Here is a 16,690-nt window from a genome sequence, read left to right as displayed (position 1 = left end):
TTAGATGACAGAAAAAAAGGCATCCCGAGAGATCTGTGATTTTTCGAAATATTTAAACGAAGTGTATCTGCGATATTATGTAGTAGGCAATCAGGAAATCTTTACTGTAAAATTCCGGGCCTATCTGAAACAGTTGATAAAAAAACTCAATGAGGCATCGTTTGATGATCTGAAAAAGTATCGAAATGCAAACTGTCTCAGCAATTGCCTGCCGGGACATTCCATCCGATGCGCTTTGCTGGCCATGGGTATTGCTAAAGAGTTGGGTTTGCGCCAATCGGAGATCACAGAAATTGGGCTTGGGGCAATCCTTCATGATATTGGCAAGCTCTTTATTCCCAGAGAAATCCTGGACAAGCCCTGTAAACTCAGTGAAGTTGAATTTGATGTTATCAAAACACACTCAGAAATTGGGTTTCAGGTGCTCAAAAAGCAAAAATGGTTGCCCGTTTCAAGTGTTCAAATTGTTCATAATCATCACGAACGGCTTGATGGCAGTGGCTATCCCAATCACTTGGCAGGGGACGAGATCTATCGACACGAGCGTATTGTCGGAGTTGCCGACGTTTTTGATGCAATGACCAGCAAGCGTAATTATCGTGAGGCCTTGAGTTATGAATTTGCCTTCTTGGAAATAGTAAAAGAATCACCCCAGATGCTAGATGGGCATATTGTTTTAGTTTTAGGTGATCTCATCAAGAAACACAGCCACTCTCAAAGCGAATTAACTAAGCAAATAAAAATGAGGAGAGAATTATGCCATTATCCATGTGTAAAATAGGAAGTACAGTGATTGTGAAGGATTTAGATGTGGACGAAGCCTCACACAAGCGCCTTTATAGTATGGGGTTTATTAAGGGCGCGTTGATAAAAATTATCTCGGCCGAGCATCAGGGACCCATGACCATTGAGTTGTTAGAGAGTCAGCTGGCTTTGGGCTATGAGATCACCTCTTTAATTCAGGTTGTTACTTCAAAATATCATTAAAGTGTTATCTTTAAATAAATAACCATGAAAGCAAAAAATAGTGTAATCGAGAGGCAAATTTCATTAAAACCCAACTCAATGGCATTAAGAACGGCCAGATAATTTTTTTTCTTGAATAATCCGTAGTAAATAACTAGTCCCAGGAATAAGGAACCCACGAACAAGAGCAGCTTTACCCCATGGGATAAGATTTCCACCGGGAAGTTGACCTCAAAGAGAATCGAAATCAGTTCGCTACCAAAAATTCCGCCGAAAAAACAAAGCATACTTAAACCTAAAACCACTGCCTTCTCCAAAATATCGGAGTTGGCGGTTTCTTTTTTACCTGACTCACCGAAAAGAAGCTGGCCATATTTAATAAAGACAATAATGGTTCCCAGGTTAATAAAAATCAGGCCATATTCGATCCAGGAACCGGAGGAACCCTCGGAGATCAAGTATTTAGAAATACTACCGTTAAAAAGTGGGGCCCCAACGATACCTAAAATTGAAATGACAGTCGCCATTCCGACTGCTGGCATGTGATTAAACACCCCTTTAATCTCATCTAAATTTCTGGTTTTATATTCGGTAATAATCATCCCGGCGGTTAAAAAAAGAGTAGACTTGAAAACAGCATGATTCATAATATGATAGAGACCACCCCAATAGGCTTGGGGACTACCCATGTTGATACCGACCATGATCAAGCCAATTTGGGAAACGGTTGAATAAGCCAGGAGCAGTTTAATATCGGTTTGAGCAAAGGCTAACACAAAACCGACAATAGCAGTGATAAATCCAAGCACCATAAAAAGTTCAGAGGTGTCAATCAGCGGTGAAAAGGCTAACTGCAGGCGGATAAATAGGTAGACCCCTGTTTTAACATATAATCCGGATAGAATAGCAGAAACCTCAGATGGCGCACTGGGTGTGCCATGGGCCTTTGGCAGCCAGCTAAAAAGGGGCATTAAAGCAGCTTTTAAGCTAACCGCAGTAATCATAAAGGCATAAGGGAGAATCATACTATCGGGGTCCTTAACCTGGCTTAGAGCGGTTTCGAGCGCGTAGAAGTCAAGAACACCAATTTTTTTGTATAGCATCCCCAAACCCATCAAAAAAAATGACATCGCTACAACGTTAATCAAAAAATACATCATTCCATCATAAATAGAAAGGTTGGTCTTTTTATACATAATCAGAATGGTAATGATTAGGGTGGCGGCTTCAATGAGAACAAAAATATTAAACAAATCGTTCGAAAGAAAAATACCGATAATTAAGCTCTCAAGACTCAGAAAAAGAAAGAAAAACAGGTGGTCGGCATAGTGCTTGTTTTGAACAAAGGTTAGCATGGCTAAAAACAATAAGCAGGTCAAAAGAGCCATGGCTGAGGCCAGAAGATCAGCTCTTAAGGTGATGCTAATCGTATCCGGCCAGCCACCAATGTTTTCCAGGATGGTGCCATTTTTGCGAACCTCAATAAAAATCACGAAGACCAAAACCAGTAAGACGGCCTGAAATAAAACCATCAGTTTTTTTGCTGTTTTAAGGGGAAGCAACTTAACAACGGTTCCAAAAATAATCGGTAACAGAATAATCCAGTGTAAATTAATCATGGGGGGTCCTTTTTTTCATAATTTTTTGCCAGTTGCTGGACCCGTAACGATGATAAAGATGAATAAACATCGTTAAACCAGCAGCGGTAACACCAATACCAATAACAATATCGGTAATCATCAATGCCTGAGGGAGCGGATCTGCGACCTGGAGGGTCTGGGCAACATCGCCAATCGGGGGGGCGCTTCCTGGGGCAATATTGGTTGTAATAAAGTATAAAATAATGGCGACTTGCATAATACTGATAGACATAACCGATTTGATGATATTTCTTCTGGCAATCAGGCCATAAACACCGACAAAAAAAAGGATAATACTAATCGATTCTCCGTTAATGGCAATCATTAAATACCTCCTTCATAAAAGACGAACCTGAAAAAAACAATCGTAAAGCCGCTGCAGACCTTCAAACCGATTAGAAAATTCATGACGATAAGATAACACAGATTCATGAATTCCGAATGGTTGGAGGTCGTTGGAAATAGAAAAAGAACCGGGTACAGAATAATACAAACAAAAAGCGTCTTTTCTGCGGTTTTTAGAGTTTTAAGTCGGATACACCGATCCGGTTCTACCAGATAGCGACTGATAAAAACCGCGGCTAATACAGCACCGCCCTGAAATCCCCCGCCGGGACTGGCATGACCGTTTAAAATAATGTAAAATCCAAATAACAAAATAAAGGGATATAAAAGCCCGGTCATACGAGAAATAATTTCAGAATGGTCAGTCATCGGTTCGCCTCCAGGAAAGAGTAATAACAGCCGAAACACTGACTAAAAGAATCAGGGTTTCAAAAATACTGTCAAATACCCGGTAATTGAGGTAGATTGCGGCGACAGCATTTTGGGCATGGGTGTCCGTGTTAAAATGTTCAATATAAAAATCTGCCACGAGTGGCTCAGCGATCAAAGGTGCATCAAAATTAAGATAAAGAATCAGTACGGTAAGCGATAGGGTAAAGATCATTGTGATAATTCTACGATTCATTATCGGCTCCTTCCTCATAACGAGTCAAATGTATATTTAAGTCGCCATGGTTTGATAGTAAATAGTCTTCCAATGCATCGATCTGGTAATCTTCGGCACAGCCATAAATCCAAATATCGTCGTCGGTATGATGAATGGCCAGGTCAAACTTTTCCTGGGCGAGGATGGTTTCAATGGGTTCGCGGGAATAAACAATCTGCGGTTCCATTTCCCGTTTAATTAAAAAGGTCTCCAGATTATATAAAAAAGGGGATTTGCTTTTTACCAGTCGAATATCCTGGAAATGTGAGTCATTTGTGTAATAAATGGAAAAGACTTTATATTTTCTCAGCGCTACCAGATATAAAACCGTGGTGATCGTGCTGCCAATGATCGCTTCAGCAATGGCCACATCCGGAGCACCGTAAAGTAGATAGACAAAGGAACTGATTAGCGAAAAAACGCCCAAATAGACAACGGCCCGTCTTAGTTTTTTTGTGTTGAGGGCGATAATTGCCATAATAACCAAAGCGATGAGAAAGATGTTTTCGGTCATGGCCCGGTCTCCTGATCAATGGTATAACCACTTAAAAAAGCCGATCGGGCAATGGCGTGGGTGGCTAATGGGTTTGTGATCATCACCAGCAACGTTATCAGCAGTATTTTCATGGCAGCAAAACTGATCCCGGATAAAATGGTAAAAGCAATCATGGCAGTCAGAAAGCCAACAGTTTCGATTTTAGACGAAATAAGGATTCGCGAATAAAAATCCTTAAACCGAAACAGACCGATGACGCCAAAAGCCATAAAAAGAAGGGCGATAATCATGAGTAGATAGGCGAATAAATCAATCATGAGAGGTCTCCTTTTTTTCGATAAATCGGGCAATGAGTACCGTGCCGATAAACCCAAGTAGGGCATAAACCAGTGCGACATCAAGCAAGTAGGGCTGATTGGTAATAAGGGATAGAATAATGATCGACATAATGATTTTTGCTGAAATGGCATTCAGGCCCAAAAGGCGATCCCAAATGGTAGGTCCTAGAATAACCCGAACAAGAACTAGGGCAATATAGATGGCAATGACAAATAGGGTGGCTTCTAAAAAGGTCATGATTCCAAACTCCTTAAGATCATTTCGTAGGGGGAACAGGTTTTACCTTCAGTGATATCCGTGAAGGTATTTTCATCCTGAAAAGCCAGAATTTGAAGCAGTCGGCCATTCTTTCCGATTGTCACCGTCCCGGGAGTCAGGGTGATGGCATTGGCTAATAAGCAAATAGCCAGGTCATCACGGATACATGTTTCATATTCAATAATTTTAACGGCATCCTGACCTCTTATGATTTTTAAAATAGCGGAAAAGCCGGATCGATATATCTGGATGAATAAATACGTAGTGTAATGAAAGAGTATAGCGGGTTTAATTGAATAAGCCTCGGTATAATCGTTCTCCAGCAGATAGCGATTGGTGAATAAAACCGAAACGACTGAAAAAAAAAGGCCGATCAGGATTTGAGAAAAGGCCAGACTTTCATTAAAAATAAGCCAGATGCCAGTAAAAATAAAAATAAGTATAATGAAATGCCTTAGTTTTTTCATAGTGCTCCTTCCTTGCTTTTAGAATAACCATTTAAGTAGACTTCATTATAATAAAGACGACAACCGGATGTCAACGAGTTTAGACAATTATACGGTGGTCACTAAAATATAAATGATTAGGTCGATAAAAAAGAGGCCGGGATCAGGAATCCGGGCCTCAAAAATATACGACTAATACTTGTCCATATCATCCAGTATGATGCTTGGTTCAGGCAGCGGTTTCTCAACTTTTTTAATGGGTTGTGTCGCTGGTATTGGTATTTGCTCTGACGAGTGCTTTGATTTTAGTTTAAAAGCATCCACCATGTGTTTTAACATTTCTGCCTGGCCGGAAAGTTCTTCGCTGGCAGCAGCACTTTCTTCGGCGGTGGCTGAATTCGTTTGAACAACCTGGGATACCTGCTCAATGCCCTGAGTGATCTGGGCGATTTCTGAAGCCTGATCATTGGAAGCCTGGGCGATGGTGCCGACTAAACCGGCGACCTTATCAATTTGATTTAAAATCTCTTTTAAGCTCTCGGCGGTATCATCAGCTATTTTTGTGCCGACACTAACCTTGTCAATGGAGCCTTCAATTAAACCGGTGGTTTCTTTGGCAGCTTCTGCACTTCTGGCGGCCAGGGTTCTTACTTCCTCAGCGACCACGGCAAAACCCTTGCCATGCTGACCAGCTCGGGCAGCTTCAACAGCGGCGTTGAGGGCCAGAATATTGGTTTGGAAGGCGATATCATCAATGACCTTGATAATTTTAGAAATATTATTTGAGGAGTCGTTGATATCGCCCATGGCGCCAATCATGGTGGTCATTTGACGATTGCCTTTTTCGGCGTTGGAGCGAACATTAACAGCCAATTCATTGGCTTCGTTAGCATTCATGGCGTTACGTTTGGTTTCGGCAGCCACTTCTTCAATGGAAGCGGTCAATTCCTGGATAGCGCTGGCCTGTTCAGTGGTGCCCTGGGATAAGGCCTGTCCGCCGTCAGAGATCTGTTTGGCACCCATATCCACCTGGCCAGCGGCCATATTGATTTCGGTCATGGTATTGCTGAGGTTGCCGGTAATATCATTAAGAGCTGTTTTAATAGCCTGGAAATCGCCCAGATAATCGGTTGTGATCTGTTGATCGAGATTACCCCGTCCCATTTCTTCAAGGGTATGGGTGATTTCATCGACATATCGTTTTAAGAAGGCGATTGTCTGGTTCATATTGTCTTTAATAAGGGTATAATCACCGTTGTAGCTCCCTGTCATACTGGTGTTAAGATTGCCCTCCGCCAGTTCTTTTAAGGTTTCCGAAGCTTCCTGAACTGGTTTGACAACGGCATCCAAGGTCGCATTAACACCATCCACTATTTGGGCAAAATTTCCCTGGTGACGGCTGGCATCGGCACGGGTATCCAAGCGGCCATCAATACCGGCCTCGGCCAGCATGGTCGCATCACTAATCAGATTATCAACTGAATTTTTAACATCGCCTAAGGTGCTGACAATTCCGTGGAATTGAGCACTGACTTCAGTTGTATATTCATCAGGTTCACCAATATTTAAATCAAAGTCTAAATCACCCGCTGAGAGACGAATCAGGTTGTTCCCCAGACGGGAAACTTCGGCCTTGGTATAATCGCTGACCCGGATAATCGGTGTTAGGTCCGTGACAACTTCAACGAAGCCAATATTTTCGCCTTTTTTATTTTTTAGGTAGGCGGTATCTTGTTTATTGCTTCGACCGACCCATTCAAAATAGCTGTCGTTTAAGCCCTGATCGACCAGACGTCGGATACCGCAGCCTTCGGTTCGGCAAATATCAGCATTGGCATTGTAGCAGTCCATGCCACAGGCCGAGGTGCGATCTTTGATAACCCCGTTGGCAATCATCAGATCTTCAAAGGGTTTATTCATAAAGGTCCACTTCATATCGTTGTCGGTGACATGGAGGGGGAATGGTACTGCATCGATAATGGCTTCATACCAGACCATCTTATCAACAACGGTATCCAGGGTGCCGTTAACACCTTCAACAATTTCCTTAAAACCGCCCTGGAAGGCTGCTGAGTTACCACGGGTATCCCATTTTCCTTCAATGGCCGACTGCGCCAGCATGGTTGCTTCACGAATCAGGTCGCGAATGGTTTCGATGGTGAGTTTAAGGGCGGGAGCAAGTTCATCTTGAGTATCCTTCGGTTCCACATCGGTGCTCACATCACCCCTTGAAATCTGGTTCATAGTCCCAATGATGACATTTTGGATCTCATCGGAGAAGTCGTCCATGGACTCGGCCATCTCGCCGATTTCATCCTTCCGTTTCATATTGAGACGGAGGCTGAAATGTCCCAGACTCATTTCCTTGATCATGTGGTTGGCCTGTTGTAGGGGTTTGCTGATCATTGAACGGAGGACCAACCCGAAGATGATCGCAACACCGAAGGCTGCCAGGGTTACAATAATCATGGTGGTCGTGGCCGCGTCTTCCGTAGCCATATCGATTTCTTCGGTTTTCTGTGCTTCTTCTAATTTCATCGGTACCAGTTGATTAATGGTATCCATCACCACCGAAGCGGCAATTTCATAGGAACCGGTATCGGCCATCAGTGCGAAAGCTTCGGCATCCCGATTCTGGATAGCCAGCGCTTTTACCTTTTCAAATTCCTGAGCCAGAACCTTGCGAGATTCAACCAGATCGTCAAAGACCGCTTGCATCTCCGGATCGACGATTGTTTTCTCGAAAGCCGCTGCTGCCTCATCGATTTCGCCATTGCGGATGATGACCTTATCGGCATTGGACTGGATCAATTCGGGGCTGTTTTCAATGATCATATCCCGGACGATAACCCGCATTCGCTGGTAGGAGGTGGAAATCTGACCAACATCGGCAATTGGTACCGTCATCTTTTCGTAGAGTATACGATTGGAGTTTTGAAGATCCTGTAAATTAATAACGCCAACAACGCCAACTACCCCGGTGATCAGGGCGATAATAATGAAACTTAACATCAGTTTCACTCCGATTTTCATGTTTAAGATCCAGCGCATTTTTAATTCCCCCTTGAAATAGAATAAATTCCTCTTTGGCAAACTATTTACCCCAATAAAATACATAATAACAGAAAAATTAAATAACAATTATTTAAAAATTTCAGACTGTTTAAAGCCCTCTGGTTTGCATCAGCGCATAAACCAGAGGGCTTTTATCGGGGGGATGAATTGAGGCGATTTTGTGGAGCGTCTGTGCTAACAAGCAACGGTAGTAACTAACTGTGATACTTAGTACTTATCCGTTTCATCAAGAAGAATACGTGGCTCAGCAGGTGCTTGAGTTTCCTGGGCTTGCGGTTGTGAAACAGTGGCGGTGCTAATCGCGCTTTGGGTTACACCTTTTACTTTAAAGGCGCCCACCATTGCTTTTAGCATTTCGGCTTGACCAGAAAGTTCTTCACTGGCGGCGGCACTTTGCTCGGCAGTGGCTGAATTGGTCTGAACCACTTGAGAAACCTGTTCAATACCCAAGGTGATTTGGGCGATTTCCGAGGCCTGTTCATTGGATGCCTGGGCAATATCAGCAACGAGACCAGTCACTTTCTCAATCTGATTAAGAATTTCTTTGAGACTAAGTGCCGTTTCATCGACTATTTTTGTTCCCATACCGACATTCTCGATGGAGCCTTCAATGAGGCCGGTAGTCTCCTTGGCGGCTTCGGCACTTCTGGCAGCCAGACTTCTTACTTCTTCAGCGACCACAGCAAATCCTTTGCCATGTTGTCCGGCCCGGGCGGCCTCAACGGCGGCATTAAGGGCTAGAATGTTGGTCTGGAAGGCAATGTCATCAATCACCTTGATGATTCTGGAAATATCATTGGAAGATGTATTGATATCACTCATGGCGGTGATCATTTTTGTCATTTGAGTATTGCCAACTTCGGCATTGGTACGGACCTCAATGGTCCGCGTATTGGCTTCATTGGCGCGCATGGCATTCTTTTTCGTTTCACCGGCGACTTCTTCGATCGAGGCGGTAAGCTCCTCGATTGCGCTAGCCTGTTCAGTGGTGCCTTGGGCTAACGCCTGACCACCGCCGGAAATCTGTTGAGCACCGACCTCAACCTGACCGGCGGCCACATTAATCTCAGTCATGGTATGGCTAAGGTTGGTGTTAATGTCGTTAAGAGCAGTCTTGATGGCCTGAAAATCGCCCAGATAGTCGGTGGTGATTTCCTGACTTAGATTACTTCGACCCATTTCTTCAAGCGTACTGGTGATCTCACCTACGTATTGACTCAGGAAACTGATGGTTTGGTTTAAGGCATCTTTTATCTGGGCATGATCACCGCGGTAGTTACCTTCCATTTTGCTACGTAAATTTCCCTGAGACAATTGGGTCAGGATTGCTGAAGCTTCTTCAATGGGAGCAATGACTGCGTCGAGTGTTTGATTAAAGCCAGTGACAATTTTTCCGTATTCTCCGGGGAAGCCGGAGACATCACCACGATTGCTTAAATTTCCCTCAATGGCGATGCGGGCCATTTTTTCAGTTTCATCCACCAGATTAATGATGTTTTGAATCATGCCTACCAGAGCAGGAATCAGGGTATCGTTATCGCTGCGTTTGCCAATTTTGGTCAGTACTTCCAGGTCGACCATATCGCCGTTGGCGATATGGGTTGAGATTTCAACAATGCGGGTTAAGCGAGTGTGAACATCATTGACTGATTCTGCAATATTGCCGTAAATCCCCAAATGATCGGTATTCATTTTTTCGGAATAATCATTAAGGCTCATTTTTTTAAGCACACGGCTACCTTCCTGCAAAGCCCCCAGACCGTAAATACAGGCATTGATGTTGTTCTTTAAGGTATTAAAATCACCATTGTAGGTGGCAGTTATTTTTTCCGGAATTTGACCTTTGCCAATACGAGAAACATAATCGGCAGCTACGTTAAGTGGACCGACTACAGCGTCGAGGGTGTGATTCACGCCAACAACAATATCTTTAAATCCGCCTTTGAACGCTTGTGTATCGCCCCGGGTGGAGAGTTCACCGGCAACGCCGGCCTGGGCTAGCATGGTGGCTTCGGCAATCAAGCCTCGGATTGATTCGATGGTTTTTTTAAGAGCTGGCTTAATTTCATCCTGATCATCACCGATTTCAATCGTGGCCGAAACATTGCCATCTGAAATCTGGTTCATTACTGCAATGACATCAGTTTGAAGGACATCGGCAAAATTATCCATCGCGATGGCCATTTCTCCGATTTCATCATTCGGTTCCATATTGAGACGATCGCTTAAATGACCCAGTCCCATTTCTTTAATCATATGGTTGACTTTTTTTATGGGATCGGTAATTCGTTTGGCAATAAAGTAGCAGAAAACAAGACTGATGGCTAAAACAACAATAGAAATAAGGATACTGCTAAAGATGGCGCCAGGTAGAGCAGCCAGAACCTCATCTGATTCTATAATCAGAACCACCGTCCAATCCATGCCTTCTACCTGCGAAGAAGCCATGTAATACTCCTGATTGTCAAGTGTATAGGTCGTAGCGATGGTATCTTGTTCCAGGCCGGTTCCTATGGCAGCCCCGAATGCTTTATACCTGGCATCTGTTTCTGCCAGGTTAATGGGATTCATCTGATTAACGACATTATCCCGGTCAGGATGAGAGATAGCTGTGCCGGTAGAATCTACAATATAAGTATAGCCAGTCTCGCCAAAGGTCATCGTGTCGGTAATGTCATTTAAAAACCAGGCATTGGCCACCGCCACCAGAACCCCGGTGACCGCACCATTTTCAAAAATCGGTACGGAGTAGGCCATGATCAGCGCCCCGTTATCATCAGGATTAACGCTGATAATCGGATTCATGGTACCTCTTTCTCCGGCGGCTGAAAGATGAAAATAATCCCGTTTGGTGATATCCACAATTTGGCCACGATCACCGTAACTGTCGGACAGGTAAAGGTTTCCATTGAGATCGGAAACACCAATGCGAAGGAAACGGTTAGAACTGTTGACGTCATTTTTTAGCATCGTCATTTTTTCATCAATTGCAATAGTACTGGCAAAAATTTTATCCCGGGAGGCAATTCCTTCAAGATAAATATAATTCTGTTCGTTGCGGCTGCTAATAATTTCAGCTGAATTTTGAGCCTGGGTTTTTAGCGATTTCTCGGCTTCAGTTACCACAGCATTGGTTAATGCATTAATGGAGACAAAGGTAAAGATTGCACAGACAACCAGAATCAGTCCGGAAAAATAAACCATCAGTTTTGTTCGAATGCTTTTCATATTCATGACCCCTTTTGTGTTAAAAATTATTCTAGTCTGATAAAATAAAATGATTGCGTTACGCAGTTAATACTTTTTTACAGGATAACCGCTTTTGCCAAAATAATCAATGGTGAATCCGGTTATGTAAATAGATTTTTTAAATCGGACGTTGTTAAGAATTGAATACCCGAAAAGGATGCTTTCATTCGTCTTTTTTAACAATTGGGATAAGAATTGTCATGATGAGATAATTGCATGACAATAGATAACTTGCAGGCAAGTTAAGTGCTATAAACGGTTGCTTGAAATTAAAAAAGAAATAGACTTATTTTCTCGGATTTGGTAAAATTAGCATACAGAAAAAGGCGATTTGATAAGTCACCGGGAATAACCGAAAATAATCAAATAGCCCGGCAGTTACTGCCCTGAAATAAAAAAACAAATAGCAGGAGGAAAAAAATGGCAATTTTTGAACGTCTCAGTGACTTGTTAAAGGCGAATGTTAATGACATACTGGACAAAGCGGAAGATCCGGAAAAAATGGTGAAACAGATTATCATTGACATGGAAGCGCAGGTTAACAGTGCAACCCAGGCATTGGGTGCCGCCATGGGCAGCGAAAAACAGGCATTAAAACAGCTTGAATCCGCAAAAGCTGCTTCAGAAGACTGGAGTAAAAAAGCGAAAACGGCATTATTAGCTGGCAATGAAGCATTAGCAAAAAAAGCGCTGGAACAAAAAACAAGTGTCGATGGTGATCTTGTTCAGTTTCAGGCCGCTTATGATTCAATGAGTTTGCAAGTCGGCCAATTAAAAGATCAAGTCCGTCAGTTAAAATCAAAGCTCGAAGAAGCCCGGATGAAACAGAACATGTTGATTGCCCGTTCAAAAATGGCTGATGCTCAAAAAAGTGTCAGCACCTCTTTAAACAGTACGGACAGTAAAAGTGCATTTACGAAACTGGACAAAATGGAACAGAAAGTAAATGCTAAAGAAGCAGAAGCCCAGGCGTTTACGGAAATGGCCGGAGAAGATAGTAGTCTTGAAGATGAGTTTGAAGCATTGGAAAAAACGGCGGCGGTTGATGATGAACTGGCCAAGCTTAAAGCAGAATTAGGAATAGAATAGTATCATGGCATTTATTATTGGAATACTGATTATGATTGCAGGGATTTGCTATGCTTTTTACGTTTTAAAAAAAAGCAAGGCAAAAGCTCAGGAAATTCAGTTTCAACAGACAACCTGCATTAAAGACGTTTTGGACATTGTCGGCGATTTATCCAGTTTGGATGAAAATTACCGGCATTACAGCGAGGTAAAGGGTCACCTTCACAGCGTATCAGGCGATGTGCAAGCACCTTTTTCCCAACGGCCGGTGGCCTATTACGAAAATGAAGTATTTTCCGTTAATGAAGAAACGAGAACTGAACGGGATGATAAGGGCAATACCAGAACCATTACAAATAAGGTGGAAAGTTCTTTATCGAGTGAAAAGAGTCCGGTCGAAGTTTATCTTTCGGACAGCAGTTCAGATGAAAAGGTTTATATTGATATGGCCAGCTTTGGTGGCGATGTGGATTTGATGCCAGGTTGCAATGTGGATTTGATGCCAGGTTGCAATGTGGATTTGATGCCAGGTTGCAACCGCATGGAGTCACCTGACTCTGGCTGGGTCAGAAACAACTTTAATTTAAGCTTTTCAAACCCCCGCGGTTCACGCTTCCTGGGTTATCGCTTTTTCGAAGAAATTCTCCCGGAAGATCAACCAATGTATATTCTGGGTGAAATTCATAAACGGGGAAGTCGGCTTTATGTGGGGCGATCGGTGACAACTAAAAAACCATCTCACGTGACCTATAAATCAGAAGAAGAATTGTTAGATGATATTAAAAATGAAAAATTTATCGCATTAGCTATTGCAATCGGCAGTGTCATCGCCGGAATAGCAGTGATGTTCCTATTTTCCTAAACCAAATTGGTTCGGGAAAGGGATAAAATTATTTAAGAAACCGCGGCGATTAATCACCGCGGTTTCTTAAGTACTAATGAAAAATCGGGTTAAACTTGGTGTTGCCAGTTTTTGCAAACATCCGACCACGCGACACTGTTTGAATATTTTTCCAGTTCTTCAATGGTCAACTCAATGACACTGTTGCTACTGCCACAGGCCGGAAAGACGGTATTAAATCGCTTAAGAGACTGATCCAGATAAACCGCTACATCATCATTGATGGCAAAGGGGCAGACGCCGCCGATGCTATGACCGACATAGTGATCGACTTCTTCCGGGGAGAGCATTTTAGCCTTGGTTTTAAAATGAGCCTTAAATTTAGCATTGTCAATTTTAGCGTCACCGGCGGCTACCACCAGCACGCATTTTTCGTTCAATTTAAAAGATAAGGTTTTGGCGATTCGTTCCGGCGCACATCCCAGCGCCTGAGCGGCCAGTTCTACTGTTGCCGATGAGGTTTCAAATTCCTGGATCCGAGAATCCAAATCCCATTGTTTAAAATAGGACCGTACTTTTTCAATTGCCATTTTGTTAAGCTCCTGTTCTGATTCGATTTATTAATCGAAATTAATTTATTACAATTTTATCATAGTTTATTTTGAAGAACAAATCGTAAATAAAAATCGTCCTAATAAAGTTGAAATACAAAAGCTGCAAAAAATAAAAAGGCAGTGATCCCGGATGGATGCACTGCCTTTTTTATATTAGGAATGAAAAGAAAAAGGGGAGATGTTTATCTCTTGTATAGATAATACCCTGCTAACCTTTAGCGAAGCTTGGAATTTAGTAAAACTTAAAAAAGGTTAAGCGTTTTGTAATGTGCATTAATCGATGAAAGCGATTTAATGAAAGCGATTGAAAAAAAAGTCACTTGCATGTATAATTTAACCATTATAAAATAAAACATGAAGAAAGATGAAAACCTGATCAAGAAAAAGTAGAAAAAAAGCGTTATTCGAAACTGAATGGCTTAAGATAAAAAAAAGAAAGTGTAAGAGGTAGTTATTGATGAAATTTAAGAAGGCGATTATCTTCCTGTTAGCTATGGTTTTAATTGGAAGTTCGTTCCCGCTGGGCGTTATGGCAGAAGATCAATCCATGGTTATAAAGAGTCTTGATCAAGTAGCGGACCTGGATAGTGCTTCGCGTAACAGCGACCAGATTATTGTTATTTACAAAGAACAGGGGCATGTGGAAAATCTCTCTCTGACCACCAAAGACATTAAGGGGGGAGAAACCCTAAGTGAACAAGTGGATATTATAGCGGTTGCTGATTCGGCTAATACGGATGAGCTTTTGGCCAGACTATCTGAAAACCCCAATGTTCTGGTAGCGGAGAAAAATAGTTACATTCAGACTTCGGCTTTGCCCGATGATCCGGATTTATCTAAAGCCTGGCAGTTTGAACGAGTCGGTGCGGATGAGACCTGGAATAAGATAAGTAATTCAGAAACCGTGGTCGTGGCTGTTATTGATACCGGCCTTTATACCCAACATCCTGATATTTTAGCGAACGTGACTGCAGGCTATGACTATGTCGATGGAACGACCGATATGGTTGACCTATCCGGTCATGGTACACTGGTTGCGGGCTGTGTGGCGGCAGTGACCAATAATGGCATAGGTGTGGCGGGAATCGCCGGAGCGGCGAATATTAAGGTTGCCCCATACCGTGTTGGCGGTTTGTATGATGGGGACAAAAACCTCGATGTCGGTTATATTTGCGCCGCCTTGTATGAGGCGGCAGCACGGCCGGAGGTTAAAGTCATCAATATGAGTTTTGGCGGCTATATGGTTTCTGCTGCACTGCGGACAGCCGTGGAAAATGCTGTTAACGCTGGTAAGGTATTAGTGGCGGCGGCGGGTAATGAAGGGGCAAACCCCAATTACAGCGGCGAACTGGCGGTGCCAGCGTCATATAATAATGTTATCTCGGTGGGTGCAACCGACAAAACCAACAAGATTGCTTATTTTTCTCAACACAATAGTTTGGTTGATTTGTGTGCCCCTGGTCAAAAAATTTATTCCACAAATCACGATGGTGGTTACGAAGAAACCTCCGGTACTTCTTTTGCAAGCCCCATTACGGCCGGTGCCTGTGCAGTTTTAATGGCAGCGGATCACACGATGACCAGTACCCGGGTCGAAACGCTCCTTAAAGAAACCGCCCTGGACTTCGGTACAGAAGGAAGAGATGATTATTATGGTGATGGTATGATTCAGTTAGATGCTGCTCTTGCCAAGGTCACGCCTACAAATCCATTAAGTATTGACAGCTTTACAGTAGACAAGCCTACCGGGCAAACACTGGGAACGCTGCTCACCTTAAATGCTGCTGCCAGTGGGGGTGAAGGGGATTATCAATACGGATTTTATTATGATTTGAATGGAACAACCATCACGATTCAAGATTACAGCAGTATTAGCACGGCTGAATTTACACCAACACAACCGGGCATTTATACCCTATCAGCACAGGTGGTGGACGGCAAAGGTAATACCGTAAAAGAAACCATTGTCAATTATGTCATTAAAGAAAAGGCCGCACCTGTCATTGAATACCGAACCCATGTGCAAAATGTGGGTTGGCAGAGCATAATGGCCGATGGTGCCGTTAGTGGAACCGAAGGGCAATCACTGAGACTGGAAGCCATTGAAGTCAATACTATCACAACGAACTATAATCTTGGGGTGAAGTATAAAACTCATGTACAAAACATTGGCTGGCAAAATTTTGTAGAAGACGGGGCTCTAAGCGGCACCGAAGGGCAGTCTCTTCGCCTGGAGGCTATTGAGATCGAACTTACGGGTACAGATGCAGAGCTCTTTGACGTCTATTATCAGGTGCATGCTCAGAATGTCGGCTGGATGGGCTGGGCAAAAAATGGTCAACAGGCAGGAACAGCCGGTTATGGCTATCGACTGGAAGGGATTCGGATTGAGGTTGTTCCCAAGGGCAGTATCGCCCCTGGTTCAACAGACAGCCCGTTTATCACCAAGTGATTAAAAAACAATGATTTAAATAGACTGTTATTGTGCCAGACCGGCGTACGCCGGTCTGGTTTTGTTTATCAAAAAAAAGAAGTAAAAAAATAGCTATTTATCAAGGTTTGATAGGAGTTGTCTGAGATTTTACATTTATATCTGATATGAAAGGGTATAATATAGAATAAAACGAATTAGTGTAAGTACGGTATCAATCGTAATTGTGTCTAACCGTTTGATCGGGATACGACCTTATGATGTAGGAGAATGACG

16 protein-coding genes are annotated in these 16,690 nt (G+C 42.9%); 5 read left to right on the top strand and 11 right to left on the bottom strand.

What is annotated here, in order from left to right; translation table 11 throughout:
- The first annotated feature begins 4 nt into the window (after positions 1–4).
- Both DOZ58_RS06035 and DOZ58_RS06030 read left to right on the top strand, forming a co-directional pair.
- Positions 5–781: an HD-GYP domain-containing protein gene (locus tag DOZ58_RS06035; protein WP_111887501.1), complete on the top strand. Its 777-nt coding sequence runs from the start codon at positions 5–7 to the stop codon at positions 779–781.
- Positions 757–987: a FeoA family protein gene (locus DOZ58_RS06030; RefSeq protein WP_111887500.1), complete on the top strand. Its 231-nt coding sequence runs from the start codon at positions 757–759 to the stop codon at positions 985–987. Before DOZ58_RS06035 ends, DOZ58_RS06030 begins: the two co-directional genes overlap by 25 nt.
- Here the strand turns inward: DOZ58_RS06030 and DOZ58_RS06025 are convergent.
- The 10 genes from DOZ58_RS06025 to DOZ58_RS05980 form a co-directional block, all read right to left on the bottom strand.
- Positions 984–2,585, bottom strand: coding sequence for a complex I subunit 5 family protein (locus DOZ58_RS06025; protein WP_111887499.1), 1,602 nt, complete (start codon positions 2,583–2,585; stop codon positions 984–986). The genes DOZ58_RS06030 and DOZ58_RS06025 overlap by 4 nt on opposite strands.
- Complete coding sequence (locus DOZ58_RS06020; protein ID WP_111887498.1) at positions 2,578–2,931, bottom strand: sodium:proton antiporter; 354 nt, start codon at positions 2,929–2,931, stop codon at positions 2,578–2,580. The genes DOZ58_RS06025 and DOZ58_RS06020 overlap by 8 nt, the downstream gene beginning before the upstream one ends.
- Positions 2,931–3,320, bottom strand: a complete 390-nt coding sequence (locus DOZ58_RS06015; RefSeq protein ID WP_111887497.1) for an MnhB domain-containing protein — start codon at positions 3,318–3,320, stop codon at positions 2,931–2,933. The genes DOZ58_RS06020 and DOZ58_RS06015 overlap by 1 nt, the downstream gene beginning before the upstream one ends.
- Positions 3,313–3,576 carry a hypothetical protein gene (locus DOZ58_RS06010; RefSeq protein WP_111887496.1) on the bottom strand — a complete coding sequence of 88 codons (264 nt, stop codon included), beginning with the start codon at positions 3,574–3,576 and terminating at the stop codon, positions 3,313–3,315. The genes DOZ58_RS06015 and DOZ58_RS06010 overlap by 8 nt, the downstream gene beginning before the upstream one ends.
- A complete protein-coding gene (locus DOZ58_RS06005; RefSeq protein ID WP_111887495.1) occupies positions 3,566–4,111 on the bottom strand; it encodes a DUF4040 domain-containing protein in 546 nt (181 codons plus the stop codon). Before DOZ58_RS06005 ends, DOZ58_RS06010 begins: the two co-directional genes overlap by 11 nt.
- Positions 4,108–4,410: a monovalent cation/H(+) antiporter subunit G gene (mnhG, locus tag DOZ58_RS06000; RefSeq protein WP_111887494.1), complete on the bottom strand. Its 303-nt coding sequence runs from the start codon at positions 4,408–4,410 to the stop codon at positions 4,108–4,110. Before mnhG ends, DOZ58_RS06005 begins: the two co-directional genes overlap by 4 nt.
- On the bottom strand, positions 4,403–4,669 hold the full coding sequence (locus tag DOZ58_RS05995) for a monovalent cation/H+ antiporter complex subunit F (protein WP_111887493.1): 267 nt from the start codon (positions 4,667–4,669) through the stop codon (positions 4,403–4,405). Before DOZ58_RS05995 ends, mnhG begins: the two co-directional genes overlap by 8 nt.
- Positions 4,666–5,157, bottom strand: coding sequence for a Na+/H+ antiporter subunit E (locus tag DOZ58_RS05990; protein ID WP_111887492.1), 492 nt, complete (start codon positions 5,155–5,157; stop codon positions 4,666–4,668). The genes DOZ58_RS05995 and DOZ58_RS05990 overlap by 4 nt, the downstream gene beginning before the upstream one ends.
- A 171-nt stretch (positions 5,158–5,328) precedes the next feature.
- Positions 5,329–8,187 carry a methyl-accepting chemotaxis protein gene (locus DOZ58_RS05985; protein WP_204355480.1) on the bottom strand — a complete coding sequence of 953 codons (2,859 nt, stop codon included), beginning with the start codon at positions 8,185–8,187 and terminating at the stop codon, positions 5,329–5,331.
- Positions 8,188–8,418: 231 nt separating this feature from the next.
- A complete protein-coding gene (locus DOZ58_RS05980) occupies positions 8,419–11,439 on the bottom strand; it encodes a methyl-accepting chemotaxis protein (RefSeq protein ID WP_111887491.1) in 3,021 nt (1,006 codons plus the stop codon).
- Positions 11,440–11,880: 441 nt separating this feature from the next.
- Between DOZ58_RS05980 and DOZ58_RS05975 the strand changes: the two genes are divergently transcribed.
- Together DOZ58_RS05975 and DOZ58_RS05970 are read left to right on the top strand one after the other, a co-directional pair.
- A complete protein-coding gene (locus tag DOZ58_RS05975; RefSeq protein ID WP_111887490.1) occupies positions 11,881–12,549 on the top strand; it encodes a PspA/IM30 family protein in 669 nt (222 codons plus the stop codon).
- A gap of 4 nt (positions 12,550–12,553) precedes the next feature.
- Entirely contained in the window at positions 12,554–13,390 is an 837-nt protein-coding gene (locus DOZ58_RS05970; protein ID WP_111887489.1) for a GIDE domain-containing protein, read from the top strand.
- A gap of 89 nt (positions 13,391–13,479) precedes the next feature.
- Here DOZ58_RS05970 and DOZ58_RS05965 read toward each other — a convergent pair whose 3' ends face one another.
- Complete coding sequence (locus DOZ58_RS05965; RefSeq protein ID WP_111887488.1) at positions 13,480–13,959, bottom strand: YbaK/EbsC family protein; 480 nt, start codon at positions 13,957–13,959, stop codon at positions 13,480–13,482.
- A gap of 481 nt (positions 13,960–14,440) precedes the next feature.
- On the opposite strand from DOZ58_RS05965, the gene DOZ58_RS05960 reads away from it, so the two are divergent.
- Positions 14,441–16,435 carry a S8 family serine peptidase gene (locus tag DOZ58_RS05960; protein ID WP_111887487.1) on the top strand — a complete coding sequence of 665 codons (1,995 nt, stop codon included), beginning with the start codon at positions 14,441–14,443 and terminating at the stop codon, positions 16,433–16,435.
- Positions 16,436–16,690: the final 255 nt, after the last annotated feature.

Source organism: Acetobacterium sp. KB-1 (genome assembly GCF_003260995.1).
GTDB classification, from domain to species: domain Bacteria; phylum Bacillota; class Clostridia; order Eubacteriales; family Eubacteriaceae; genus Acetobacterium; species Acetobacterium carbinolicum.
The sequence above is the reverse complement of the archived record's forward strand: the minus strand, read 5'-3'. Positions and strand labels throughout refer to the sequence as shown.

Bases quoted from the DNA above. Each gene is read 5' to 3' on its own strand.
- DOZ58_RS05960 (WP_111887487.1), top strand. From the start codon at position 14,441: ATGAAATTTAAGAAGGCGATTATCTTCCTGTTAGCTATGGTTTTAATT.
- DOZ58_RS05980 (WP_111887491.1), bottom strand. From the start codon at position 11,439: ATGAAAAGCATTCGAACAAAACTGATGGTTTATTTTTCCGGACTGATT.
- DOZ58_RS06030 (WP_111887500.1), top strand. From the start codon at position 757: ATGCCATTATCCATGTGTAAAATAGGAAGTACAGTGATTGTGAAGGAT.
- DOZ58_RS05975 (WP_111887490.1), top strand. From the start codon at position 11,881: ATGGCAATTTTTGAACGTCTCAGTGACTTGTTAAAGGCGAATGTTAAT.
- DOZ58_RS05995 (WP_111887493.1), bottom strand. From the start codon at position 4,669: ATGACCTTTTTAGAAGCCACCCTATTTGTCATTGCCATCTATATTGCC.
- DOZ58_RS05965 (WP_111887488.1), bottom strand. From the start codon at position 13,959: ATGGCAATTGAAAAAGTACGGTCCTATTTTAAACAATGGGATTTGGAT.
- DOZ58_RS06020 (WP_111887498.1), bottom strand. From the start codon at position 2,931: ATGATTGCCATTAACGGAGAATCGATTAGTATTATCCTTTTTTTTGTC.
- DOZ58_RS06015 (WP_111887497.1), bottom strand. From the start codon at position 3,320: ATGACTGACCATTCTGAAATTATTTCTCGTATGACCGGGCTTTTATAT.
- DOZ58_RS06010 (WP_111887496.1), bottom strand. From the start codon at position 3,576: ATGAATCGTAGAATTATCACAATGATCTTTACCCTATCGCTTACCGTA.
- DOZ58_RS05985 (WP_204355480.1), bottom strand. From the start codon at position 8,187: ATGCGCTGGATCTTAAACATGAAAATCGGAGTGAAACTGATGTTAAGT.
- DOZ58_RS06035 (WP_111887501.1), top strand. From the start codon at position 5: ATGACAGAAAAAAAGGCATCCCGAGAGATCTGTGATTTTTCGAAATAT.
- DOZ58_RS05970 (WP_111887489.1), top strand. From the start codon at position 12,554: ATGGCATTTATTATTGGAATACTGATTATGATTGCAGGGATTTGCTAT.
- mnhG (WP_111887494.1), bottom strand. From the start codon at position 4,410: ATGATTGATTTATTCGCCTATCTACTCATGATTATCGCCCTTCTTTTT.
- DOZ58_RS06025 (WP_111887499.1), bottom strand. From the start codon at position 2,585: ATGATTAATTTACACTGGATTATTCTGTTACCGATTATTTTTGGAACC.
- DOZ58_RS05990 (WP_111887492.1), bottom strand. From the start codon at position 5,157: ATGAAAAAACTAAGGCATTTCATTATACTTATTTTTATTTTTACTGGC.
- DOZ58_RS06005 (WP_111887495.1), bottom strand. From the start codon at position 4,111: ATGACCGAAAACATCTTTCTCATCGCTTTGGTTATTATGGCAATTATC.